Raw genomic sequence first — 23,684 nt, forward strand, 5'->3', positions numbered from 1 at the left:
TCAGGTTGGGTAGTTGGCCCGCAGGGCATCAAGGCCGCCCTGGTAGAGTCCGTTGAAAAACGCCACCACTTCCTCATCGCTCACACCAACCGCGTTGAAGCGTCCCGACCACGTCACCCTTGCGCCCTGCCCTTGGCCTTCAACCTTGATCGTCGCCAGGTAATCGCTGGCCGGGAACGGTGCCTGTTCAATCGAATAGCTATAGGTTCTGGCGGCGTTATCAAAGGTCTGCAGACGTTCGACCACCACGCCGCCGTCAGCGGTTTGCAGATTGCGTACCCGCCCGCCTTCGCTCAGCTCGCTGCTGCTGATCAATGGCAACCAGTCCGGCAGGGTGTTGAAGCCGCCGATCAATTGCCAGACCTGATCGGCCGAGGCCGGGATGTCGATAGTTGCGGATGCTGTAGGCATAAAACCTCTCTTTCGGAAAATTCAGATAGTCAGGCTGTCGACCACACCGCCATCGACACGCAAAGCGGCGCCAGTGGTGGCCGAGGACAGCGGCGAAGCGATGTAAGTGACCAGATGCACCACTTCCGCGACATCCGCGTCAGTACTGCCGCTGACGATGGCCAGTTTTCCACTCAGATCGATCTTCATGCGTTTACCTCGTCGGTTGGCAAGGGATCGCCGGGTGGTCGATGCCTTTAAGAGGCTCGACGCTGGCGACGATTTCAAGGCATGGATCAGCGTAGTCGCGATGTTGCGTCAGTGAATAAGCTGCCGACCGGTGACAGCGATCAGCGATCTTTGCCGCAGATCAGATTTCTCTCAAGCGAAGCCAACCATCGTTGTCGACGTCAACGCTGATCGCATCGTAACTGGCCAGCGTAGCGTGAGCCGTTTGGATCGGATGCTGATGCGTTGTGGTGATGATCATCAGCGCTGCGCCCGCCGCTTCGGCAGCCTGAATGCCGACAGCCGCATCTTCAAAAATCAGGCAGTCTGCTGGCTCGACACCGAGCTTTCGCGCCGCTAGCAGATAACCCGACGGATCAGGCTTGCCAGCCTTTACATCTTCAGCCGTGATCATCACCGCAGGCTCGGGAATCCCCGCCGCCGCCATCCGCCGCAGCGCCAGATCGCGAGGCGCCGACGTCACCAGCGCCCAACGATTTTTCGGCAGTGCGTTGAGAAACGCTGCCGCAGCGGGGATCTCGACAATGCCTTCAACGTCTTCGATTTCCGCAGCGGTGATGAACGCCGCTTGTTGCTCGGCATCCACGCCCGGCAGATTCAGCCGGGTGATCGTGTCAATCGCCCGCGCGCCGTGGATGGTCGGCAAAAACGTCTCGACATCAACGCCATGGCGCACCGCCCACGCGGACCAGATGCGCTCGGCGGCGGCGATGGAATTGAGGACGGTGCCGTCCATGTCGAACAGAAAAGCGCCGAACGCGCGATCAAAAACCGATGCTTGTGCAGACAAGAGAGCAAATCCTCTGACAGATGGCCGGGCAGCCTGGCCCGGCAATGTAGCACTTGTCAGTGCAGCTGCGGGGCCTTGGATTTGAACGCACTTTCCACACAGTCGAGCAACTGACCGATCGCCCACGGCTTTTTGATGAACGCCACCGAATGCTTGACCCCGGAGGTCTCAGGCGTCTCATAGCCGGACATGACCATCACCGGTTTTTCCGGCCAGCGGTCGCCGACCAGATTGGCCAGGTCGGCGCCGTTGAGCATGCCGGGCATGGTGATGTCGGTCAGCAACAGCGCAACGTCTGCCGCGTGTTGCTCCAGGTATTGCGATGCGGCGTCAGCGCTGGTTTGCGGTTCGACCTTGAACCCTTCCCCCTGGAGAATTTCGCAAAGAAACTCCAGAATCAACGGATCGTCCTCGACAACCAGAATCAACCCGCCAGGAAGGTGCGCGCTCGACGTAGGTGTAGGGCACATGAACAGCACTCCCCCGAATTACATTTTCGAATAGCGGTTTGAAACCGCTGCTTATCAGGTATGAGCAGCGCGCCTTGCAGAAATTCACTTTTGATACAGCAGATTTCGCCAAGGCATTGTTTTTCGGGCCACAGTCCCCATCCAGAATGCTCATTTGTGGTTAAAATGCGCGCCCTTTGCCCGGCCGATTCTGATCCATGAACCCTGAAGCCCTCGCTACCCTCCACGCCCATTTGCTGCCCGCGCTCGCGGCGGCACCCAACGAAACCCGCCGCTTGTTTCACGGCCGCGGACGCTGCTGGCAAGGGCTGGAACAACTGACCGTGGACTGGTTGCAGGGCGTGGTGCTGGTGTCGCTGTTCAAGGAGCCGGCGCCTGAGCATCTGCAAGGCCTGAAGGATTCGCTGCTACAACTCGCCGCCTCGATCGCATGGCAACAGTCGGGTGCGCACACTTTGCTGATTCAGCACCGTTACCTGGCGCAGAGCACGGCAGAATGGCTGATCGGCGAGGAAATCGAGGAAATGACCATCATCGAGGGTGGTTTGCAGTACCGCGTCGACCTGGGTCGCAAGCAAAACACCGGGCTGTTTCTCGACATGCGTTACGGGCGCAAGTGGGTGCGCGAACAAGCGGCGGGCAAACGGGTATTGAACCTGTTCGCCTACACCTGCGGCTTTTCCATAGCGGCGATCGAGGGCGGCGCCAGCCACGTGGTCAATCTCGACATGTCCCGCGCGGCCTTGAGCCGTGGTCGCGACAACCATCGTCTGAACGGCCACGACCTGAGCAAGGTCAGCTTCCTCGGCCACGACCTCTTCAAGTCCTGGGGCAAGGTGATCAGCAGCGGCCCGTACGATCTAGTGATCATCGACCCGCCATCTTTTCAAAAAGGCAGCTTTTTGCTGACCAAGGACTATCAACGCGTGTTGCGCCGCTTGCCGGAACTGCTGACCGCGCAAGGCACGGTACTGGCGTGCATGAACGACCCCTCGTTCGGTTCGGACTTTCTGATTGATGGTGTGACACAGGAAGCGCCAAGCCTGCGCTTCGATCATCGGCTGGACAATCCGCCGGAGTTTCCCGACGTCGATCAGGAGAGTGGCCTGAAGGCCCTGGTTTTCCAGCGCACCAGCGGATGCCCGACAGATTTCGAGTAACTCACGCCTCAGCGCGAATCGAACACCACGCCGCTTGCGCGAGGACTTCGCGATAGCCGGTCGGGCTGCCTTTCACCCGCCCTGCCAGCCAGGCGCGGCAATAGCTGTCGGCCTGACCGATGATCAGCGATGGCAGCAGTTCAGCAGGCAAATCCTTGAGCTCAGCGGCGCGCCCTGATTCGGCCAGCCACTGGCGCAAACGCAGATTGCGCGTCTTGTTGCGTTCGGCCAGCTCTTCCTTGAACGGGCCTTTGGTCACGGCGAACCTGGCGTGATACTGGAAACGCGCCCACTGCGGCTGTTGCTCGACCCAGTCGACATAACTGAAGACCAGCGCCTGCACGCCTTCTTCGGTGGTACCGGCGGCGTCCAGATACGCATCACGCAAATGCGCCTGATCCTCCAGTGCGGTGAAAAAAAGCGCCGCGACCAATCCTTCCTTGTTGCCGAAATGGTGGTAGATCGCGCCGACGCTGGTGTCGCATTCGGCGCGAATCATTTCGATGGTGGTCGCCTCAATTCCCTGCTCGTTGAACAGGTTCAAGGACTTGCGAAAGATATCGCGCTTGAGCTCGGCGCGGCGGCCGGGGTAGCTGCGTTCCAGTAGATCGGTGGTGTCCATGCTGATTCGGGTCCGAAAAGGGTTTGAACAAGGCGAAGTTTGCCCGTGGATAAATTGCGCCTAGGTTGACAGATTTGCCGCTAACAGAATACCGTTCCGTTACAGAACATAATTCTGTAACGGAACATCATTCTGCAAACTCCATTGAGGCTTCCCATGAGTCAATCTCTGAGCATGTTCAACAGCGTCGGTCCGGACGCTTTCAGCAAGATGGCCTGCCAGTTCGCCCCGTATTTCAGCAGCATAAATCCATTGATCAGCGAATTGCGTCCGAACGCCGCCACCGTGCAAGTGCCGTTTCGCAAGGAAATCACCAATCACCTCGGCACAGTGCATGCCATCGCCATGTGCAACGCGGCGGAACTGGCCGGCGGAATGATGACCGACGTCTCGATCCCCGCCGGCGCACGCTGGATTCCAAAGGGCATGACCGTGGAATATCTGGCCAAGGCAAAAACCGACGTCACCGCCGTGGCCAGCGCAGAAGGTGTGGATTGGCAAAGCGATGGCGACAAGGTCGTCAATGTCGACATTCACGATACCGAGGGCAAGAAAGTCTTCACCGCGCGCATCACCATGAACGTCAAGCTCGGTTGAGATTGCAGGCACAAAAAAGCCCTTGCTGCGCAGTGCACAGCAAGGGCTTTTTATGGACGGGTGTCTCGTCCTGAATAAGGTTTACACCTTCTGACCTATCCTCAGAAGGAACCAATGGAATCAGGAAAAAGGCGCAGTCAACGTGATTACACGCTGGGCTTTAAATTAGCGGTCGTCGATCAGGTTGAAAAGGGCGAACTGAGTTATAAAGAGGCTCAACGACGTTATGGGATCCAGGGTCGGTCGACTGTGTTGGTGTGGTTACGCAAGCATGGAAGGCAGGACTGGAGCCAAGGCGCCTCCATTCGCGCCCAGAGGAATCGACCGATGGCCGAGCCAAATTTGCCGCTGACACCAGAGCAGCGAATCAAGGAGCTGGAAGAAAAGCTGGCCCTTGCCAACCAGAAGGCCCATTTTTTTGAAGCTGTCGTTGACGTGCTGAAGAACGATTACGGTGTTTCTGTCGTAAAAAAGCGATCCGGCAAGTCCTCAGCCAAGGGCAAATCGAAGGCCTGAGTGTTACCAGGGCTTGCCAGTTTTTGGGCATTTCACGGCAGGCGTATTACAAGCGCAATCGAGCTTACGACGCGCAAGCTAGCCACGCGCAAAAGGTGCTGGGGTTTGTGCTGGAGACACGCCTTGAAATGCCCCGGCTGGGCACCCGCAAGCTGCACGGCCTTATGCAGTCCGAACCTGAACTGACGCAAACGGTAGGCCGAGATCGGTTGTTCGATATTTTGCGGGATCATCGGCAACTGGTTCCACGCAAACGCGCTTATCACAAGACTACCGATAGTCATCATCGCTTCCGTCGACATCCGAATCGGCTCAAGCCTGGCCCTGACCAGGTCACTGCCACCGGCCCGGAACAGGTCTGGGTGGCGGATATAACCTATTTGCCGACCGAGCAAAGTGTCGCTTACGTAAGTCTGGTCACTGATGCGTTCTCGCGCAAAATAGTCGGCCATCATGTGCATGAAAGCCTGCATACCGAGTCCGTCATCCGTGCGATGAGGAATGCTCTTCGACACCGAAGAACCAATCAGCCGCTGGTACATCACTCCGATCGGGGCTCGCAATACTGCTCTAATCTCTATCAAAAGCTGCACGCCAAGCATGGGGTCAGATGTTCGATGACTGATGGCTACGACTGCTACCAGAATGCTCTGGCGGAACGAGTGAATGGGATTCTGAAAACAGAATTTCTTCTACACCGCCCCAAAGACCTTGCCCAAGCCAAGCGCATGGTTGAGGAATCGATAGAAATCTATAACCGTAAGCGACCTCATTTGTCCCTGAAATACAAAACGCCCGATGCGGTGCATCGGGCGTTTTGAAACTGAAACAGGTGTAAACCTATTTCAGGACTAGACAGGGTCAATGCAGGGTAAGGCGCTGACGGACAAATTCCTCTACGTGGCGACTGGTCTGGTCAAGATGCCGGTCGCGTTGTTTTTCTGCATCGAGCATCGCGCGCTTGCCATTCTTCTGCAGCAGATAGGTGTGAATCTGCTGCACTTCCAGCGAGCGATAGATAGGCGTCGTGTCGATAAACCCGCGCAAGCCGTTGCTGCGGTAATGCCGCGTGCTCATCAGCACCTGAGTCTCGCGCTGGCCGATCACCTCAAAACCCAGCGCCTCGAAGTACGGCACCTTGCCGATGCTGCAGGCCAGTTCCGCATGCGGATAGCGCCCGACCATGTCCGCGAGCAGCGCCCTCGCCACACCCTGACGCCGATAGCCTTCGCGCACCGCCATGTAGGCGACGCTGCACGCCTCCCAATCGCCCTGCACCGGCAGACAGATGAGAAATCCGATGACCTGCTCCGGATCCCCATCGTCAGTGGCTACCAGCAATTCCACTTCGGTACCCTTCTGGCCGTTCAACGCCTCAAGATACAGATGCACCTCGTAACCGACTGCGTACTGATAGACGTTGTACAGCAGATTGCTCGGACCGAGGCCTACCGCGCTGATGTCAGTCAGGTAGTCGACGACCATTTGCAGGATCTGGCTGTTGACGCTTTCAGGACATGGGGAGGTGTAATGGGTGATGCGTGGCATGGGCGAACTCCGGCGATAAAAAACGTTGCCGATGATCAGAGCCGTCGACGAACCGCGACATCATACCTTGCAAGGATCAACTGAACTGTCACTGTTGCGGCGCGACCACCCGAAATTTGATGTTGATGTCTCGCGACACCACGCTGTCCGCCCACTCCCCTGCCCCGAGGCCGAACTCGTCGCGGTTGAGCACCAGTTCGCCGTCGAAAATGCCGACGGCGTCGTCCGGTTTCAACTGCACCGCAACCTCGACCTCGCGAGTGATGCCCTTGAGCGTGAGATGACCGGCGATCTGGTAACGGTGTTCGGCCACCTGAGTGAAGCGGCTGGACTCGAATACCGCGAGGGGGAATGTCTCGGTGTCGAACCAGGCCGGCTTCACCAGCTCGGAATTGGCGTCTTCACTGCCGGCATCGATGCTGCTTAGATCGATATGCAACGTGGTGCGGGCGTTGGCAAGGTTGTCGGTATCGAAGTCCAGCGTCGCCTCGAACTTGCCGAACGTCCCATACATTCGCGAGCCCATCTGGTTGTAGGTGAAGCTGATCTGGCTGGCGCTGGTGTTCACGCGAGTGTATTCAGCGGCTTGAGCGACGGTCGTGGCGAACAGATGAAACGCGGCAACCAGCAGCAATCGCATCGACATGGAGTTCTCCGGGTGGCGCGCGCCGTCAAGGGCCTTGGGTGACTTAAGCAAACAACCTGCCGTTATGCCAGGGCCTATATCAACCGCTCGATTTTCTGATGTTTCCAGACCAGTTTGTAATACAGAGTCTGCAGGGCCAGCATTCCCAGGTAAGCGACCGGGAACGCCATCCAAACGCCCTGCAAACCGAACTGTCCGTTTAGCCAATACGCCGCCGGCAATTGCACGCCGACCACGCAGATAATCGAAATGACCACCGGCACCAACACCGTGCCGCTGGCGCGCATGATCCCCCCGATAATGGCCTGGAAGCCGAACACCAGCAGGCTCCAGAGCATGATGTGCAGCAGATGCTCGGCCATCGCCCGGGTCGAGTCTTCGGTCAGGAACAGGCCCAGCAACCAGTGCGACAGCAGATAACCCAGCACAATCAGGCCACCGGTCAGACACACGTTGATCAGCAACCCTGTGCGCAGAATCGGACCCATGCGTTGCAGATGTCCGGCGCCGATCGCCTGTGCGCCGAGAATCGATGCGGTGATCGCAATCGACAGTGCCGGAAACTGCACATAATTGACGATCTGGGTCACCGCGCCATACGCCGCCGTCGCTTGCGAGCCGTGCTGGTTGACCAGCGCCAGAATCACCAGCTCCGACAATGACAGTACGATCATCTGCACCCCGGTCGGCAGGCCGATGCGCAACACCTTGCCGAGGATCACCCGGTCCAGTCGCAACGCAGCGAAGAATTCTCGATCGGGCGCAAGTGGATGGCTCTTGCGGATCAGCCGCCACGCCAACCATGCCATCGCTGCCAGATTACCGGCCAGCCCGGCATAAGCCGCGCTCTGAATGCCAAGTGACGGCAAACCGAGCCAGCCGCGAATCAACGCCGGCGTCAGCGCCAGCCCTACGGCGGTAGAGACGATCAGCGCGAGCAAGGGCGACAGCGTATCGCTGACCCCGCGCAGCAACTGGGTGAACAGCACGAATACCAGCAGCGACGGCAGGATCCATAACATGACGTGGGCATAATCCACCGCATCGTCAAGCACATCGATCGGCGTGCCCAGCCCCGTCAGTGCCTGTCGTGCAAACACGGTGCCCAGCACCGCCGCGACCAGACCGATCAACACCCCCAGCAGCAACGTCGCCCCGGCAATCGCTTTCACTCTGTGCGTTTCGCGTGCCCCCCACGCCTGCCCGATCAACACGCCCGCGCCGGCACCGAGGCCGATGACCAGGGCGATGAAAAAAAACACGACGGGAAACATGCCGGACACTGCCGCCAGCGCCTGAGTGCCGAGCATCTGGCCGATGTAGATGCTGTTGACCGTGCCGGACATCGACTGCAGGAAATTGGACACCACCATCGGCGCGAGAAACAGTAGATAGGTTTGCCAGAGGGGTTTGGCGAAGGTGGCGCTTTGCATTGAATGGAGGTCCATCTCGACGGCGGGAGGCCTGGTTGACGATAGCTTCGGTGAGTTGCGTGCAGCGTGCAATCAACATTTCCAGTTGGTGCTGATCCTCAGTTTTGCATTTGTGTAAGTGGCACGCTTGGCTTTGTATCAACGTGCGGCTGTGGTAAATCAGCGTTTCTCTCGACACGTACTATTGAGGCTCGGTCCATGCGTAACGTTGCAAATTTTCTGTTTGGCTCACTCCTCGTCTTGCTCGCCGCCAGCGCCCAGGCAGGCGCAACCACTGCGGCGCCTTCTTCATTGAAACAGCTATTGGCCACTTTGAATGAACGTCTGAACATTGGTGATGCGGTTGCGCTGACCAAATGGGACAGCGGCAAGCCGATCCAGGACAGCCCGCGTGAGGCGCAGGTCATCGCCAATGCCCGAACCCTGGCCGCCGAAAACAAACTCGACCCGCATGACGTCGAACAGCTGATCGCCGCGCAAATGGAGGCGAACAAACTGGTGCAATACGGTCTGCTCGCACAATGGCAAGCGGCAGGTGCGGCACCGGAGACACCGCGTCCGGACCTCGGCAGGCAGATCCGCCCGCGCCTGGATGAGCTGCAAAAGCATCTGTTACAGCAATACGCCGAATTCGCGCCCTATCGGCGAGACCCGAATTGCCCGTCCTGGCTGGCCAATGTCCGCAGCGGACTGGCCGCCGATGCGCTACATGATCTGGCACTCATTCGTGCCAGCGGCGAGTTGTGCATCCGGGCCAAACCGCTCTGAACAGGGGGTGCTGGCAGACATCATCGGCGTCGATGTTCATCATCACCTCAATGAAGTTCTCATAAAAGCTGCGCGGCGTAACATCGGCTCCAGACAAACAAACAACCTTCTGGAGCACACGATCATGAAACGCCAAACCCTCTTCGGCATCGCTTTCTCGGTTCTCGCAGCTAACGCTTTTGCAGCAGCCCCTGTTCATACCCTGGTCGCAGAAGGCGGCTCGGACAAGCTGATCGAACGCCGCGTGGCTGAAGGTGGTTCGGATCGTCTGATCGAACGCCGCGTGGCGGAAGGTGGTTCGGATCGTCTGATCGAACGCCGCGTGGCTGAAGGCGGCTCGGATCGTCTGATCGAACGCCGCGTGGCTGAAGGCGGCTCGGATCGTCTGATCGAACGCCGTGTGGCTGAGGGCGGCTCGGATCGTCTGATCGAACGCCGCGTGGCTGAAGGCGGCTCGGATCGTCTGATCGAACGCCGTGTGGCTGAAGGTGGCTCGGATCGTCTGATCGAACGCCGTGTGGCTGAAGGTGGCTCGGATCGTCTGATCGAACGCCGCGTGGCTTGAATCAATTCGCGTTACCGCAACACCCATGAAAAAGCCCGGCCTGATCAGCCGGGCTTTTTTGCATTCAAACGGCGCTTACTGCGCGGTTTTCAGCTTGACCACATCGCCGGAGATTGTGGTGGTATAGCCGGTCAGCACCCAGGCCCAGAACCAGTTTTCCTGAACTTGCGTGTTGATCATCGCATCGCCGCCCTTGGCTTTGATGGCCGCGTCTTGTGCGCGCACGAAGCGGCTGTTCTGGCGGATCGGGATAACGCCAAACAACAGCAGGCCGGTAGCCGAGGCTTCGCTATGGCCAACCACGGTGTACTGGTTGCTGTCGTAATGTGCGGTTTTCATCGGGGCGCCGGTGCAACCTGCCAGGACCACACCGAACAGTGCGGCAGCGACTACTTTGCTGAGGTATTTCACAGTAAAACTCCATGGGGGAACGCCCGGGATCCGTCTCGCGGGCGGCGCGCATCTTAGCAAATGATGGCGCATTAGCATCAATGTTCTTTGTGTTTCCATGAACCCGTTCGCTGGCCGGCTGTCGGCGATGTCGCATACCATGGCGCCACTTCAATAAAGACAGACACCCGCCCCCATGTTCAAAGCCAGTCTGCGTAGCCATCTCACCCTGTGGTTCGGCGGTTTGTCCCTGCTGACATTATTGAGTGTGGGCTTTTACGTCGGTCACATCGCTACCGAACAAATGAAGCAGGCCAGCGGCAATGCCTTGCTGAATACCGCGCGCGCGGCGGCGACGTTATTGGGCGAACAATTGCGCGAGCGGCAACTGGAGGTCTACCTGCTCAGTCGCGCGCCGCATCTGGAGCGTGGCGATCTGGATAACCCGAACATTCTCAAGTCGATGCAACTGCGAACACAGGCGCGCGCCGAATATGCGTGGATGGGCGTCACCGATGCCGAAGGCAACGTCCGTCAGGCGGTCAACGATTTGCTGGTCGGGCAATCCGTGCAAAAACGCCCATGGTTCCAGATCGGCTTGCGCCGGCAATACACAGGCGATCCGCACGAAGCTGTGTTACTGGCGAAGTTGTTGCCGGGCCTGCCCAATGGTGAGCCGCTGCGCTTCATCGACTTTGCCGCGCCGATTCACAACGCCGAAGGACAAGTGATCGGCGTGCTGGGCGCACATGCGCACTGGAGCTGGGTGACCCGCATCGTCGAATCCGCAGCGTTTTCCCATAAACACTCGGCGCCGGATATACAGGCGCTGATCGTCGACCACGATGGCAAGGTGCTCTACCCCGAAGCGCTGATGGGTCAGCAGCTGGCAATGAACGATTCGGTATTGCCGGGCTGGACGGCGGCCAACGGTTTCCTGACCAGCATGGTCACCGTGCCGACGCCATCGGGTACGGCGCTGTCGTGGTCGATCGCTATTCGTCAACCACTGGAGACCGCCCTGCAACCGGCGCGGACGCTGCAATACGAATTGCTGATACTCGGCGTATTCGCCGCCATCGTTTTCGGGCTGGTGGCTTATTACCTGGCGCTGTATCTGAGCCGCCCGATCGAACAACTCGCGCGCTCGGCCAAACAAGTGCAAAACAATCAGGCCGGCGCGCAATTCCAGCTCCAGCATCCGGTGCTGGAAATCGCTCAGCTCGGCCAGTCCATCGATGCGATGACGCAATCACTGCTCGGCAAGGAACGCGAACTGCAGGAGGCCAATGCTTCCCTGGAAGACACCGTGGCGCAACGCACCGCCGCACTCACCCAGGCCAACGCCGAGCTGCTGAGTCTGGCGACACACGACGGCTTGACCGGGGTTTACAACCGCCGTCGCTTTGACGAAAAAATCACTGAGTATTCGCTGCTCTCCCGACGCACCGGGCGCCCATATGCCCTGCTGCTGATCGATGCCGACCACTTCAAACGCATCAATGACAGCCACGGCCACGCGGTGGGTGATGAGGTCCTGCAGCAACTGGCGACGTTGATTCAGAACAGCGTGCGCAGTACCGATTTCGTCGCGCGTTACGGTGGTGAAGAGTTCGCCGTGCTGCTGCCGGAAGTGGCACAACCCGACACCCCGGAGGTCGTCGCCGAGAAGATCCGCGCGGCGGTGGCCGAAGCGGACTTTCCCGGCGCAGGAAAAGTCACGGTGAGCGTTGGCCTGGCGCTGGCAGATCCGGCAGACAACAACCACACAGCCCTGATCAAACGCGCCGATCAGCAGCTGTATCAGGCGAAGGCTGCGGGGCGCAATCAGGTGGCGTTTCATGCCCACTGATACTTCGTATATCAGCCAGAGGCAGGTCGGCTCGCCGGCCGCCATCGCTGGCAGGCCTGCTCCCACAGGGATTGAGTCAACCTGTATCGCGAGCAGGCTCACTCCTACAAGAGCGAGAGCAAAAGATCGCAGCCTTCGGCAGCTCCTACAGAGATCGCGTCAACCATGAGGTCGAGTGTCAGCTCGCCTGCTCTTGATCTTGATCCACGGGCGACTTCGGAAGGCTGAGCGGATCGATCCCGCAGCGAAGGAGCCCGAGCCTGCGAGGGCCGAACGCAGAAGCAAGCGTTTTTTGCTTATTTTTTTACTGGGCCGGCATTCCGGGCGCTTGTAAAAAAAGTGAGTCGCCGTGAGGGCGAAACCCTAAGCAGCCGTTACCGCAGCAATGGATATGTACCCGGTCAAAACTACCCAAACACCCTGGAACAGCGCGTTCCCGTAGTTATTCAGCACTGAACTTCTGCAGATAAGCCAACAAATTATTCAACTTCTCCTCATCACTCAGCCCCCAAAAGATCATTCGCGTCCCCGGCACCACCCCTTTCGGATCCTCCAGATAAGCCTTCAACGTTGCCCGATCCCAGGTAATCCCGGAATTTTTCATCGCATCGGAATAAACATAATTGGCCGAAGTCCCCGCAGCCCGACCAATGATGCCGTTGAGCTGCGGGCCAAAACCCGGGCGGGCCGAGTCACCGACCTGATGGCAACCGCCGCACAGACGCGGAAAGATTTTCGCCCCGGCTGCAGGGTCGCCCTCAGCCTGGGCGCTGGCGCTGCAGATCAAGGCGAGAAGCAGTGTTGTGATGAATTTCATTGAACAGTCCAAACCTGGCTTTTCATGGCGTAGGCGCAGTTTACAGATAAGCGCCGACGATCGTTCTGACGGTGGTCAACGCCTGACGCAGCACCTGCATGTCCACCGAGCCGAGCGCCAGACGAATCGCATGGGGCGTGTTGGTCGACAGCGAAAACGGCTCGGCGGTAGTCACGGAAATCTGCTGCTGCATCAACTCGACCACGATCTGATCGGCGCGCACGTCTTCTGGCAACGGCAGCCACAGAAAATACGAGGCCGGATGAGCAATGCGGCGCAGCCCTTTCAGCACCTCGGCCGCCAGGGCCTGTCGCGCCATGGCATCCTCACGTTTTTGCTGTTCGAGCACCGTGACGGTGCCGTCATCGAGCCAGCCGCACGCAATCGCGGTCATGACCCCGGGCGTGTTCCACGTTGTCGCGCGAATGACCCGCTCCAGTGCAGGCACCTGAGCGAGAGGCGCCGCGATGAAGCCGACCCGCAAACCAGTGGCGATACTTTTCGACAGACCCGAGACGTAAAACGTCCGTTCCGGTGCCAGATCGATCAAGGTTCGCGGCGGGTTCTCAACCAGAAACGCGTAGGCGGCATCTTCAATGAGCGTCAGATCATACCTGCGGGCAATCGCGACCAATCGCTCGCGCTGTTCCAGTGGCATGACCCAGCCCAGCGGATTGTGCAGTGTCGGCATGCTGTACACGGCGCGTACCGCACGCTGGCGACAGAGCTTGTCGAGTGCCGGCAAATCCGGGCCATGTTCCGTCATCGGTATCGCCAGCACTTCCAGGCGCAGCGCTTCGGCCAGCACCTTGAAACCGGAATAGGTCAGCGCATCGGCGGCGATCACGTCGCCGGGTTTGAGCAGGGCCATCAGGGTCACCGCCAAACCTTGCTGAGCGCCATTGACGAACAGCACCTGGCCCGTTTCGACCGTCACGCCGCGTGCCGATAAATGCCGCGCGACCGAAGCACGTTCGTGGGCACGTCCTCCGTGGGGCTGATAACGCAGCAGCGCTTCCAGATCACCGGACAACGCCAGTTGGCGCAACGCCACGCGCAACAATTCGGCCTGACCGGGCAACGCTGGATAGTTGAAATTCAGGTCGATCATGCCGACCGCCACGTCTTTCTGATCGATGCCCTGCCCCGGCGCCAACGATGTTTCACGGACGAAGGTGCCGCGCCCGGCTTCGCCGCTGACCAGGCCCATCGCCTCGAGCTCGGCGTACACCCGTGATGCGGTGGCCAGCGCCAGTCCTTCCTGCGCGGCCAGTTGCCGATGCGTTGGCAATCGCATGCCCGGCGCCAGACGGCCGCAGCGAATGTCCGCCGCATATCGGTCAACCAATGTCTTGTAACGAGAACGGGGCATGCCGGCTGTATCCATGACAATTTTTTGATTGTGCTGATTCTCGGCTCTAGCATCGCAGCAATACAAGCCACTTTTGAGCGCCACCGACATGCACACAACATCGACTGCGGCCAACCCGGCTCTGGAAAAAACCAGTGGCTGGATCAACGGTTTCATCGGCGTGCTGATTTTCAGCGGCTCGCTGCCGGCCACACGGTTGGCGGTGCTGGAGTTCGAGCCGGCATTTCTGACCGTGGCGCGAGCTGCGATTGCCGGAGGGTTGGCCGTGGGGCTCTTGCTGCTGTTCAAACAGCGGCGACCGGCTCGCGAGCAGTGGCTGTCGTTGTTGATTGTGTCGTTGGGCGTAGTCGTAGGTTTTCCGCTATTAACCGCATTGGCATTGCAGCACGTGACGTCGGCGCATTCGATCGTGTTTGTAGGATTGCTGCCGTTGGCCACAGCAATATTTGGCGTATTGCGCGGCGGTGAACGACCACGGCCGGTGTTCTGGATTTTTTCGATTCTGGGCAGCGCGCTGGTGGTGGGCTTCGCTTTGTCCCAGGGGCTGAGCGCTTCACCGACGGGGGACTTGCTGATGCTAGCGGCGATTCTGGCCTGCGGCCTCGGTTACGCCGAAGGTGCGAAGCTGTCGCGCAGCCTCGGCGGCTGGCAAGTGATCTGCTGGGCTTTGGTGTTGTCCTTTCCGTTGATGGTGCTCTTGAGTCTGTGGCTGGCGCCCGCCTCGTTCGCCAACATCAGCCTGTCGGCGTGGATGTGCCTGGGTTACGTGTCGCTTTTCAGCATGCTGATCGGCTTCGTGTTCTGGTACCGCGGCCTCGCCCAGGGCGGGATCGCCGCGGTCGGGCAGTTGCAACTGCTGCAACCGTTTTTCGGTCTGGCACTGGCGGCGACGTTGTTGCGCGAGCAAGTCAGCGTCAGCATGCTGGGCGTGACGCTAGGAGTGATTTTGTGTGTGGCTGGGGCAAAGAAATTTGCCAAATAGGACTCAGTGTTCGGCTTTCCATTGCCGAGGACTGAACCCGGTCTTGCGCCGAAAGGCCCGGGCCAGCGCCGAAGGACTTTCGTATCCGACCTCCTCGGCAATCAGCGCAATCGGCCGGCCTTCGCGCAGACGTTTCTGGGCCAGGCTGACCCGCCAGCTCAACAGATAATCGGCCGGCGTCTGCCCGACTACGCGACGAAACTGCTCGGCAAAACCGGCGCGGGACTGGTTCGCGGCCGCAGCCAGGTCGGCGACGCTCCACGGCTTGTGCGGTTGCTCATGGATCAGGTTCAAAGCCTTGGACAAGCGCGGGTCAGCCAGCCCGGCCATCATGCCCGGCTGCTGATCGCGACTGCCGATGAGATGGCGCAGCAGCAGGATTACCAGCAATTCGAACAGGCGATCCATCACCGCCACTCGCCCGCAATGCCCTTCAAACGCCTCGTTGAACAACCAGTCAAGAGTGCTGCGCAATTGCGGTATGTCGGTGAGTTTCAATACCAGATAGTCGGGCAAGGAGGCTGCCAGGGCATTGCCCGAACCGCCATCGAAGGTCAGCGAGGCGCACACCACCCGGCTGGCCATGGCCTCGTCGGCAAACATGCGGTGGGTGAACGGGCGGGGAAAGAAAATCAGCGACGGCTCTTCCAGACGGATCTCCCGCTCGTTGCTCGGTATGAGCAGCAACGCCCCGGCCTGCAGAACATGCACATGCCCAACCGGCTCGCCCTGGTGAACACTGACGCCGCAAAACGCGCCGCTATGAAAAGTGCCGGCGTTCACGCCGAAATGACCGAGTAGTGTGGAAAGGCGATCCATGGCTGACTCCCAAAAGCATATCTGGACGATCTGCCGCATATCCTCGACGATTTGCCGCCAATACGCCATGGGCCGTCTTTAAGATCTCTCCATCGCCGCTGCACTTCGCAGCGCAACTGAGGAGAATCATCATGAGCCGCATCCCTGCAATCAGCCTCGACACCGCCACCGATGTCACCCGTCCTGCACTGGAAGGCGTGAAGAAAAAAATCGGTTTCCTGCCCAACGTCTTCACCACCCTCGCCCAGGCACCGGTGGCACTCGACACTTATCTGCAAGCTTCGGCCATCCTCGGCAAGACCTCACTGAACGCAAAGGAAAAAGAAGCGATTTACCTCGCCACTTCGCAGGTCAACGGTTGCGACTACTGCCTGTCCGCACACACTGTATTTGCCGACAAGGCCGGGCTTTCGGCACAGGACATCGTTGCGGCACGTCACGGCGAACTGAATGCCTACGCCGCCCTGGCCCGTCAATTGACCGAAACCCGCGGGCACTTGAGCGACGAACAACTCGCTGCTGCCCATGGCGCCGGTATCGATGACCGCAAGATCATCGAAGTGATTGCCTTGGTGGCCTTACAGACGCTGACCAACTACCTGAACAACACCGCACTCACCGATATCGACTTCCCGGCAATCGATGCCTGAGCAGTGGTTCAAAAAACCGTGATAAATCCGCTGGCGCAAGAGCAGGCTTTTGCGCCAGCCATCGGTTTTGCTGCCATGATGGCCGTCCAGAGAATCTGCTGCGCAAACAAGTGCCTGGTGTGCTGAAACCAAACACCCTGCGCGAAGGTCTCTGTCTCAGACAGACGCCCGGAAAAACACGAACCTCATGACAGACTGGTTGCAAGACAACGGCGAGATGGCCGGGCAGATCCGCCGTCACGACTGGGCGAATTCGCCCCTCGGCCCGTTGCAAGACTGGCCCGATGTACTCAAGACCACCGTCTCGCTCAGCCTCGCGTCTCATTTCCCTCAGGCGATCGTCTGGGGCCCGCAGTTGATCACCCTTTATAACGACGCCTTCGTGCCGATTCTCGGCGACAAGCCGCACGCCCTGGGGCGTCCGTTCAGCGATATATGGCAAGAGGCGTGGCACGAAATCAGTCCGATTGCCGATGCGGCGTACGCGGGCCAAGCCACTTACATCGAAAACTTCGCCTTGCAGATCGAGCGCGGCAATGGCCCGGAACAGGCGTTCTTTACCTTTTGCTATAGCCCTGTTCGTGATTCTCGAGGCCAAGTCGTCGGCATGATCGACACTGTCACCGAGACGACCCAGACGGTTTACCTGAACCGGCGACTGGCCGTCCTCGATGCGATTGGCAACGCAGTCACCAATGCCACCGATGCGCAGGCAATCCTGGCAGCGAGCACGCGGCTGATGGTTGAGCAACTGCGTCTGTCCAACTGCGCCTACGCCGACATGGACGCCGATGAAGATGGTTTTACCATTCGCGGCGACTATGCAGCGCCGGGTTCGCAAAGCATCGTCGGCCATTATCAGTTGCGCGATTTCGGTGAGAAGGCTGTGCGTCTGCTGCGCGCCGGTGAGCCGCTGGTTATCCACGACAATCGCAGCGAACTACCACCTGAAGAATCCGCCACGTTCCAGGCCATCGGCATCACCGCCACCATTTGTGTGCCGCTGATCAAACAAGGCCGCCTTACCGCATTAATGGCCATCCATGACAAAGAGCCGCGCATCTGGTCGAGCTTCGAACAGGCCCTGCTGAGTGAAGTCACCGAACGTTGCTGGGCGCACATCGAGCGGGTGCGGGCCGACGCCAACGTGCGCGAAGGATTGCTCGCGCTGGCGGAACTCAATGCCACGCTGGAGCAACGAGTCGAGGAACGCAGCCTGCGTCTGGCTCAAGCCGAATCGGCGTTGCGCCAGTCACAAAAGCTCGAAGCCATCGGGCAGTTGACCGGCGGCGTCGCCCATGACTTCAACAATCTGCTGACGATCATTCGCTCGTCGGTGGATTTTCTGCGTCAGCCCAACCTGTCGCAGGAGCGGCGTGAGCGCTACATGCGTGCGGTTTCCGACACGGTCGAGCGTGCCTCCAAACTGACCAGCCAGTTGCTCGCCTTCGCTCGTCGCCAACCGCTCAATCCGCAAGTGGTCGATGCCGGAGAACGTCTGGCCAACATCGGCGAGATGCTCGAGTCAGTCACTGGCGCGCAGATTCATGTGTGCGTCGAGCGGCCGGATCATCCTTGCTACATCCGTGTCGACCTCAGCCAGTTTGAAACCGCGTTGATCAACATCGCGCTGAACGCTCGCGATGCCATGAATGGTCAGGGCGAATTGAAATTGCGCCTGGAGTGCCACAAACCACTGCCGTCGATTCGCGGCCACGCCGGTTCCAGCAGTCACTTTGTGTCGATTGCCTTGGCCGACACCGGCGCTGGCATCGACGCACACACCCTCGAACACATTTTCGAACCGTTCTTTACCACCAAAGCGGTCGGCAAGGGTACGGGCCTGGGGCTGTCGCAGGTATTCGGCTTCGCCAAGCAATCGGGCGGCAATGTCGATGTTTCCAGCGTGCTCGGCCAAGGCACCGAGTTCACCTTGTACTTGCCGCAGGTACCGGCGGGCGAGGCAGAAGCGGACGAGACAGAGGACGATGGCGAGGTGCAGCCGGCGTGCGAAAAGCGCCGGGTGCTGGTGGTCGAGGACAATTTGGACGTCGGCCGTTTCGCCAATCAGATCCTCCAGGATCTGGGCTACGAAACCGCATGGGCGACCAATGCCGAAGAAGCCCTGCAACTGGCGGGCAGCGATGCCATGGCGTTCGATGCGGTGTTTTCCGACGTGGTCATGCCGGGCATTACCGGTGTCGTTTTGGCCAAAGAGCTGCGCCAGCGCCGTCCCGATCTGCCGGTGATTCTGACCTCCGGCTACAGCGAAGAACTGGCGCGTAGCGGTTACGAAGGGTTTGAGTTTCTCGCCAAACCCTACTCCGCCGAACAGGTCTCACGCATTCTCGGCAAGACCTGGCTCAAGGACGCCACGCCAGCGGCGTCAGTCGTGATCAACGCCAGCGCGCTTGAGTAATTTCTTGCAGCGTTCCGACAGATGAAACACCTGTAAATGCTTGCCAGCCTTGGCGTAGCGTTCACGCAGGGTTTTCAACGCGGCAATTGCCGAATAATCGACAAAGCTCAGATGCCGGCAGTCGAGAATGACCCTGGCCGGGTCGTTGGCCGGGTCGAACTGGTTGAGAAACGGCGTGGTCGAGGCGAAAAACAGTGTGCCGTGCAGGCGATAGAGTTTGCTGCCATCGGCCTCCAGATGTTCATCGGCGTACAACTCGCGCGCTTGCTGCCAGGCGAAATTGAGCGCGGCGATGATGATCCCGCACAGCACCGCCGTGGCCAGATCGGTGAACACGGTGATGGTGGTCACGGCGATGATTACCAGGACGTCGTGCAGCGGCACCTTGTTGATCACCCGCAATGAAGCCCAGGCAAAGGTCTGCTGCGACACCACGAACATCACCCCCACCAGCGCGGCGAGCGGAATACGCTCGATCAGCGGTGACAGAAACAGAATGAACAACAGAATCAGCACACCGGCAACCACGCCGGACAACCGCCCGCGTCCGCCGGAGCTGAGGTTGATCACCGTCTGACCGATCATCGCGCAACCGCCCATGCCGCCGAACGCACCGGACACCATATTCGCCGCGCCAAGCGCCACGCACTCACGGTCCGGGTAACCACGGGTTTCGGTGATCTCGTCGGTCAGGTTCAGCGTCAGCAAGGTTTCGAGCAGACCGACCATCGCCATCAGGATCGCGTACGGGGCGATGATGCGCAGCGTTTCGAAACTCCACGAAATGTCCGGCACAGCGAAAGTCGGCAAACCGCCAGCGATGTGCGCCATGTCACCGAGGGTGCGGGTCGGCAGGCCGAACAGGTAAACCAGCAGGCCGACGCCAAGGATCGCTACCAGTGCCGGCGGCACCGCTTTGGTCAGGCGCGGCAGGAGGTAAACGATGCCCATGGTCAGCAGCACCAGCCCGGTCATCAGGTACAACGGCGTACCGCTGAGCCAGTCTTCGCCGCTTTTGAAATGCTCCAGTTGCGCCAGAGCAATGATGATCGCCAGGCCGTTGACGAAACCGAGCATCACCGGATGCGGCACCATGCGCACCAGTTTGCCCAGGCGCAACAGCCCGAACGCCATCATGATCAGACCGCCGAGCAGCACCGTCGCCAGCAAATATTGCACGCCGTGTTGCACCACCAGCGCGACGATTACCACCGCCATCGAACCCGCCGCGCCGGAGACCATGCCCGGTCGACCGCCAAACAACGCCGTCAGCGTGCAAATAATGAAAGCGCCGTACAGGCCCATCAGCGGATTGAGATGCGCGACCAAGGCGAAGGCAATGCATTCGGGCAACAGGGCGAACGAGGTGGTGAGTCCGGCGAGGACATCGGCGCGCAGACGAATTGGTTTCATGGCTTACCTGATTGAGCGGCATCGAGCATGGCCGCTGTTTTCGCGAAAAAAGAGGGAGGCGAATGTTACGGAATTGTTTGGCCTCGGGCCAGTGAAACGCTGACGTGGATTGGCTCGCGCCAGAAATGGAAAACCCAGTTGCTCAATGATGGCACTCTGCCCATAATTCGCGCCCCTTTATGTTCTGTGCAAGGTATTGCCGTGAAGAAGTCTCTGCTGTTGATCCCGATGCTGGCGCTGCTGCTGCAAGGTTGTGGCATGACCATGACTCGCTACGAGCCGAGCTATGAAAATGTTCAGAAGCTCAAGCAGACCCCGCCGCTGCACGCTATCGGCCATCCGCAGGTCACCGCCGAATCAGGCGAAGGCTCGCTGGTGGTTCGCGCCAACCCGGTCCGCTCGCCGTCCGGCAGCATCCCGGCGCACATTCAGGACGCCATCACTGAAGAACTGCGCAAGGCCGGTCTGCTCGACCCCCAGGCTGAGCGCCAATTGAAGGTTCTCGTGGTGAAAAGCAACCTGTCCGCCGGTATGGGCACAGGTGACGGCCAGCTCGCTGCACGCTTCACTCTGCTCAACGGCAGTGATGTGGTGTATGACGCGACCAAAGATGTCAGCAGCCAGTGGAGCAGCAGCTTCTTCGGTTTCATTGCGATCCCGAACGCGGTCAATGCCTACAACCCGATGCTGCGTGATCTGCTCAAAGAACTGTACAGCGACCCGAAATTCATTCAGGCGCTGAAATAACTCACAAAAAAAAGAGCCGCGATTGCGGCTCTTTTTGTTTCACGCCCGGGGAATACCGGCGTCCAGCGCCGAGTACTTCAGGTTGTTGTTATCAACCATTTGTTTGAGCAGCGCATTGACCTGACGGGTGAAGGTGTCGTTCACGGCGTCTTTCGGCGTGTTGGCCATCAGCGGAATGAACCAGATGCCGATCCACGTACCGATGGCGTCGTGGTTGCTCGCCGTCGTTACAGCCTGACCCTGCCCATCCAGCGCTTCCAGGCTCAGGGTGTACTGATCGCTGCCATAGGCCGGGATGATCATCATGCTGAAACCACTGATGAAGGCCAGCACCATGGAACCGGCATTCGGCGGATGGTTGTACATTTTCAGGCGCAGGCTGTAGTCGCCCGGCTGTTTCTGGAATTCATCCAGCGTGACCCGACCAAACAGGCCGGAGTCGGTAAGAATTTTCTGCAGCTGTGGTTTCAGTTGGTCGCGCGCTTGCGGCACTTCTACAGCGGACGCACTTTTTGGCTCGCCCTGGTAGAAGTCGAAATCGACATAGACGTTTGGCTTGTTGGCGTAGTTGGCCATCGACGGCAGGGTTACCGGCGCCACTTCGTCTTTGGTGAAGCTGGCACAACCACCCAGCGCAAGAACCAGCCCCAGCGCCAGTATTTTCCCGAATTGCATGATGTCCGTCCCTTAAAGAAATACCAGATGATGGCAATACGCCTCCATCGCAGAAGCGGGCGAATTCTAGAGACAGCAATGGATAATGGAAAGACTGAACGGGAAAAATAGTGAGTGCGAAGATTCCAGTCTGGTCAGGGCATGAATTCCAGTTCCAGCGTTTGATTGCTTTTGAAGCGCTCGTACCAGGCTTGCAGAACGTCAGGGAGCTGCCGCTTCCACTGCTTCGCATTGGTGTAGTAACGAAGATGTTCCTTGCCCCGGTCATCGTAGCTTTTGAAGATCAACCAGACTTGCGCGTCGGCCGTACTCATCAGGATGCCGATACCACCGAGGCCGCGCATCCACATTTCTGAAACCTGAGCATCAGGCACATCTTTTGAGGCCTCGCCGACCTGCAAGGAGCCGGACGTCTCGACCAGTTTTTGGTAGTCGGTTTTGAGCAGCGAACGCAGTGCCTGATCTTCTGCGGGGGTGCGGGCCAGGCCCAGGCTGAGCAGATCGTAGTTCAGCTGCAGCGGTTGTACGGAGGCGACATACCGGCCGGCGTAATACACGCCCATGCCACCGCCGCAATCGAAATCGGCACCGGTTTGCGTGACGTTCAGTACGCCATTGATTGGCGTGAAGGTGAGTGTGCAGGCGTCCCTGGCGTAAACGGCTGTTCCATCCTTGAGTATGGCAACGCCGGTCAGGTCCCCGGAATTGGCGCCCTCGCCTGCTGAAATATCGATGTCGATATGCGTGGCATCTCGACGTTGGGTGACGAGCGTCGCCGAGGTCGAGGTGCCGGGCGGGATCAGTTGCCAGGTAGCGTCCCAACTGAACGGCTTGACCGCATGTTCGAGTTCGGTGACGCGCATCAGGTATTCGCGACGCAGACACGCACTCAGGCCGCCGCAGGCGTTGCGGTTTTTCAGCCACTGGCGTTGATCGGTTTTGAGGATTTGGGGATCGGCAACATTGCCCAGCGTGATCCGCCATTGGTCGGCGAGTTTATCGTCCAGCCTGGAGAGATAGGGATCCGCGCAGATGGCTTTTTCGGTTTTGCTGGCGGCGCTGCTGCAATCGAAACTGGTGGCGTGGGCAGAACATGCGAATACGAGAGATGTCAGCGCCACGGCGTGACGCAGGGAAACGGCGAACATCGGGAGATTCCATTCTTGAGACGGCGGCAAGTATGCCAGTACGCTCGGCCCAAATCTCAGGTGTTCCTGGATTTGGGCCGACCCCAATCCTTGTCGGCGCGTATCAGAAGGTGATGTCGGCAGCGGGTTTGACGTCGACTCGCGCCACGGAGCCAGTGAGCGCCGCGAAATCCTTGTTGTGTTGGGCAATGATGTCTTCGGCGCTCATGGTGCCGTTATCGACTGTCGAATGTGCATCTTCTGCAACAATGACGTCGTAGCCCAGCTCATGCGCGCTGCGCACGGTGGCATTGACGCAATAGTCGGTTTGCAGACCGCAGATGATCAGCCGCTCAAAATCTTCGCTGGGCAGCAGCTTGCCGAGATCGGTCTGGTAGAAAGAATTCCCGGTGGTTTTATTTACCCGCAAGTCTGTCGTCGAAGTCAGCAGACCTTTGGCCAATTGCCAACCGTCAGCGCCGCGCACGAATGGACCGTCCTGCTCTTCGTGTTGAATCAGCACCACCGGAACGCCGGCATCGCGGGCGCGCTGGCTCAGATCATTGATCGTGGCGATCACGCGGGCGATTTCAAAGCATTCATATTCACCAGCACACAGTGCTTGCTGGACGTCGATGATCAGTAACGCGGTGGTCATGTCGAGCCT

General features: G+C 59.2%; 25 protein-coding genes and 1 pseudogene. 10 read left to right on the forward strand and 16 right to left on the reverse strand.

The window, feature by feature from the left end; genetic code table 11:
- From CXF97_RS27330 to CXF97_RS27345, 4 genes and pseudogenes are all read right to left on the reverse strand, one after another.
- Nucleotides 1-411, reverse strand: a complete 411-nt coding sequence (locus tag CXF97_RS27330) for an SRPBCC family protein (protein ID WP_101162594.1) — start codon at nt 409-411, stop codon at nt 1-3.
- 21 nt (nt 412-432) lie between these two features.
- Nucleotides 433-549 (reverse strand): annotated as a pseudogene (locus CXF97_RS28290) (oxidoreductase); the annotation flags it as partial.
- 211 nt (nt 550-760) lie between these two features.
- Complete coding sequence (locus CXF97_RS27340; protein WP_101162595.1) at nt 761-1,429, reverse strand: HAD-IA family hydrolase; 669 nt, start codon at nt 1,427-1,429, stop codon at nt 761-763.
- Nucleotides 1,430-1,485: 56 nt separating this feature from the next.
- Complete coding sequence (locus tag CXF97_RS27345) at nt 1,486-1,899, reverse strand: response regulator (protein WP_101162596.1); 414 nt, start codon at nt 1,897-1,899, stop codon at nt 1,486-1,488.
- 197 nt (nt 1,900-2,096) lie between these two features.
- Here CXF97_RS27345 and CXF97_RS27350 point away from each other — a divergent pair, with 197 nt between their 5' ends.
- Nucleotides 2,097-3,059, forward strand: a complete 963-nt coding sequence (locus CXF97_RS27350) for a class I SAM-dependent methyltransferase (RefSeq protein ID WP_101162597.1) — start codon at nt 2,097-2,099, stop codon at nt 3,057-3,059.
- Nucleotide 3,060: 1 nt separating this feature from the next.
- Here the strand turns inward: CXF97_RS27350 and CXF97_RS27355 are convergent, their stop codons facing one another.
- On the reverse strand, nt 3,061-3,681 hold the full coding sequence (locus CXF97_RS27355; protein ID WP_101162598.1) for a TetR/AcrR family transcriptional regulator: 621 nt from the start codon (nt 3,679-3,681) through the stop codon (nt 3,061-3,063).
- Nucleotides 3,682-3,837: 156 nt separating this feature from the next.
- Here CXF97_RS27355 and CXF97_RS27360 point away from each other — a divergent pair, with 156 nt between their 5' ends.
- Entirely contained in the window at nt 3,838-4,278 is a 441-nt protein-coding gene (locus CXF97_RS27360) for a hotdog fold domain-containing protein (protein WP_042609257.1), read from the forward strand.
- A gap of 114 nt (nt 4,279-4,392) precedes the next feature.
- Nucleotides 4,393-5,615, forward strand: a protein-coding gene (locus tag CXF97_RS27365) for an IS3 family transposase (RefSeq protein WP_101162599.1) whose coding sequence is annotated in 2 segments (ribosomal slippage) — nt 4,393-4,744 and nt 4,744-5,615 — 1,224 coding nt in all. Because the reading frame shifts where the segments join, the coding sequence is not laid out codon by codon here.
- Between the two features lie 40 nt (nt 5,616-5,655).
- Here the strand turns inward: CXF97_RS27365 and CXF97_RS27370 are convergent.
- The 3 genes from CXF97_RS27370 to CXF97_RS27380 form a co-directional block, all read right to left on the reverse strand.
- Nucleotides 5,656-6,342, reverse strand: a complete 687-nt coding sequence (locus CXF97_RS27370) for a GNAT family N-acetyltransferase (RefSeq protein WP_101162600.1) — start codon at nt 6,340-6,342, stop codon at nt 5,656-5,658.
- Nucleotides 6,343-6,430: 88 nt separating this feature from the next.
- Entirely contained in the window at nt 6,431-6,988 is a 558-nt protein-coding gene (locus CXF97_RS27375; protein ID WP_101162601.1) for a YceI family protein, read from the reverse strand.
- 74 nt (nt 6,989-7,062) lie between these two features.
- The gene (locus CXF97_RS27380; protein ID WP_101162602.1) at nt 7,063-8,421 is read right to left on the reverse strand and encodes an MATE family efflux transporter; all 1,359 of its coding nucleotides are present in this window, start codon (nt 8,419-8,421) and stop codon (nt 7,063-7,065) included.
- A gap of 198 nt (nt 8,422-8,619) precedes the next feature.
- Between CXF97_RS27380 and CXF97_RS27385 the strand changes: the two genes are divergently transcribed.
- Together CXF97_RS27385 and CXF97_RS27390 are read left to right on the forward strand one after the other, a co-directional pair.
- Nucleotides 8,620-9,189, forward strand: a complete 570-nt coding sequence (locus CXF97_RS27385; RefSeq protein WP_101162603.1) for a chorismate mutase — start codon at nt 8,620-8,622, stop codon at nt 9,187-9,189.
- 124 nt (nt 9,190-9,313) lie between these two features.
- Complete coding sequence (locus CXF97_RS27390; protein ID WP_101162604.1) at nt 9,314-9,754, forward strand: phage infection protein; 441 nt, start codon at nt 9,314-9,316, stop codon at nt 9,752-9,754.
- 75 nt (nt 9,755-9,829) lie between these two features.
- On the opposite strand, the gene CXF97_RS27395 is transcribed toward CXF97_RS27390, so the two are convergent.
- Entirely contained in the window at nt 9,830-10,165 is a 336-nt protein-coding gene (locus tag CXF97_RS27395; RefSeq protein WP_101162605.1) for a hypothetical protein, read from the reverse strand.
- A 175-nt stretch (nt 10,166-10,340) separates the two neighbouring features.
- Here CXF97_RS27395 and CXF97_RS27400 point away from each other — a divergent pair, with 175 nt between their 5' ends.
- A complete protein-coding gene (locus tag CXF97_RS27400; protein ID WP_101162606.1) occupies nt 10,341-11,996 on the forward strand; it encodes a diguanylate cyclase in 1,656 nt (551 codons plus the stop codon).
- Nucleotides 11,997-12,438: 442 nt separating this feature from the next.
- On the opposite strand, the gene CXF97_RS27405 is transcribed toward CXF97_RS27400, so the two are convergent.
- Both CXF97_RS27405 and CXF97_RS27410 read right to left on the reverse strand, forming a co-directional pair.
- Nucleotides 12,439-12,813: a c-type cytochrome gene (locus CXF97_RS27405; RefSeq protein ID WP_101162607.1), complete on the reverse strand. Its 375-nt coding sequence runs from the start codon at nt 12,811-12,813 to the stop codon at nt 12,439-12,441.
- A gap of 40 nt (nt 12,814-12,853) precedes the next feature.
- The gene (locus CXF97_RS27410) at nt 12,854-14,185 is read right to left on the reverse strand and encodes a PLP-dependent aminotransferase family protein (RefSeq protein ID WP_101162608.1); all 1,332 of its coding nucleotides are present in this window, start codon (nt 14,183-14,185) and stop codon (nt 12,854-12,856) included.
- An 88-nt stretch (nt 14,186-14,273) separates the two neighbouring features.
- Between CXF97_RS27410 and CXF97_RS27415 the strand changes: the two genes are divergently transcribed.
- Entirely contained in the window at nt 14,274-15,167 is an 894-nt protein-coding gene (locus tag CXF97_RS27415) for a DMT family transporter (RefSeq protein WP_101162609.1), read from the forward strand.
- 3 nt (nt 15,168-15,170) lie between these two features.
- Here CXF97_RS27415 and CXF97_RS27420 read toward each other — a convergent pair whose 3' ends face one another.
- Nucleotides 15,171-15,986, reverse strand: coding sequence for an AraC family transcriptional regulator (locus CXF97_RS27420; protein WP_101162610.1), 816 nt, complete (start codon nt 15,984-15,986; stop codon nt 15,171-15,173).
- A 131-nt stretch (nt 15,987-16,117) separates the two neighbouring features.
- Here CXF97_RS27420 and CXF97_RS27425 point away from each other — a divergent pair, with 131 nt between their 5' ends.
- Both CXF97_RS27425 and CXF97_RS27430 read left to right on the forward strand, forming a co-directional pair.
- Nucleotides 16,118-16,636, forward strand: a complete 519-nt coding sequence (locus CXF97_RS27425) for a carboxymuconolactone decarboxylase family protein (RefSeq protein WP_101162611.1) — start codon at nt 16,118-16,120, stop codon at nt 16,634-16,636.
- Between the two features lie 187 nt (nt 16,637-16,823).
- On the forward strand, nt 16,824-19,055 hold the full coding sequence (locus CXF97_RS27430; protein WP_101162612.1) for an ATP-binding protein: 2,232 nt from the start codon (nt 16,824-16,826) through the stop codon (nt 19,053-19,055).
- Here the strand turns inward: CXF97_RS27430 and CXF97_RS27435 are convergent.
- The gene (locus tag CXF97_RS27435) at nt 19,023-20,468 is read right to left on the reverse strand and encodes a SulP family inorganic anion transporter (protein ID WP_101162613.1); all 1,446 of its coding nucleotides are present in this window, start codon (nt 20,466-20,468) and stop codon (nt 19,023-19,025) included. The two genes, CXF97_RS27430 and CXF97_RS27435, sit on opposite strands and share 33 nt — an antisense overlap.
- 201 nt (nt 20,469-20,669) lie before the next feature.
- On the opposite strand from CXF97_RS27435, the gene CXF97_RS27440 reads away from it, so the two are divergent.
- Nucleotides 20,670-21,215 carry a hypothetical protein gene (locus CXF97_RS27440; RefSeq protein WP_101162614.1) on the forward strand — a complete coding sequence of 182 codons (546 nt, stop codon included), beginning with the start codon at nt 20,670-20,672 and terminating at the stop codon, nt 21,213-21,215.
- Nucleotides 21,216-21,254: 39 nt separating this feature from the next.
- Here the strand turns inward: CXF97_RS27440 and CXF97_RS27445 are convergent, their stop codons facing one another.
- The 3 genes from CXF97_RS27445 to CXF97_RS27455 form a co-directional block, all read right to left on the reverse strand.
- On the reverse strand, nt 21,255-21,890 hold the full coding sequence (locus CXF97_RS27445; protein ID WP_101162615.1) for a hypothetical protein: 636 nt from the start codon (nt 21,888-21,890) through the stop codon (nt 21,255-21,257).
- Nucleotides 21,891-22,024: 134 nt separating this feature from the next.
- Nucleotides 22,025-23,227, reverse strand: a complete 1,203-nt coding sequence (locus CXF97_RS27450) for a hypothetical protein (RefSeq protein WP_313002929.1) — start codon at nt 23,225-23,227, stop codon at nt 22,025-22,027.
- Entirely contained in the window at nt 23,142-23,675 is a 534-nt protein-coding gene (locus tag CXF97_RS27455) for a cysteine hydrolase family protein (protein ID WP_101162617.1), read from the reverse strand. The genes CXF97_RS27450 and CXF97_RS27455 overlap by 86 nt, the downstream gene beginning before the upstream one ends.
- Between the last annotated feature and the right edge of the window lie 9 nt (nt 23,676-23,684).

The organism is Pseudomonas sp. Choline-02u-1 (assembly GCF_002836515.1).
Lineage (GTDB): Bacteria > Pseudomonadota > Gammaproteobacteria > Pseudomonadales > Pseudomonadaceae > Aquipseudomonas.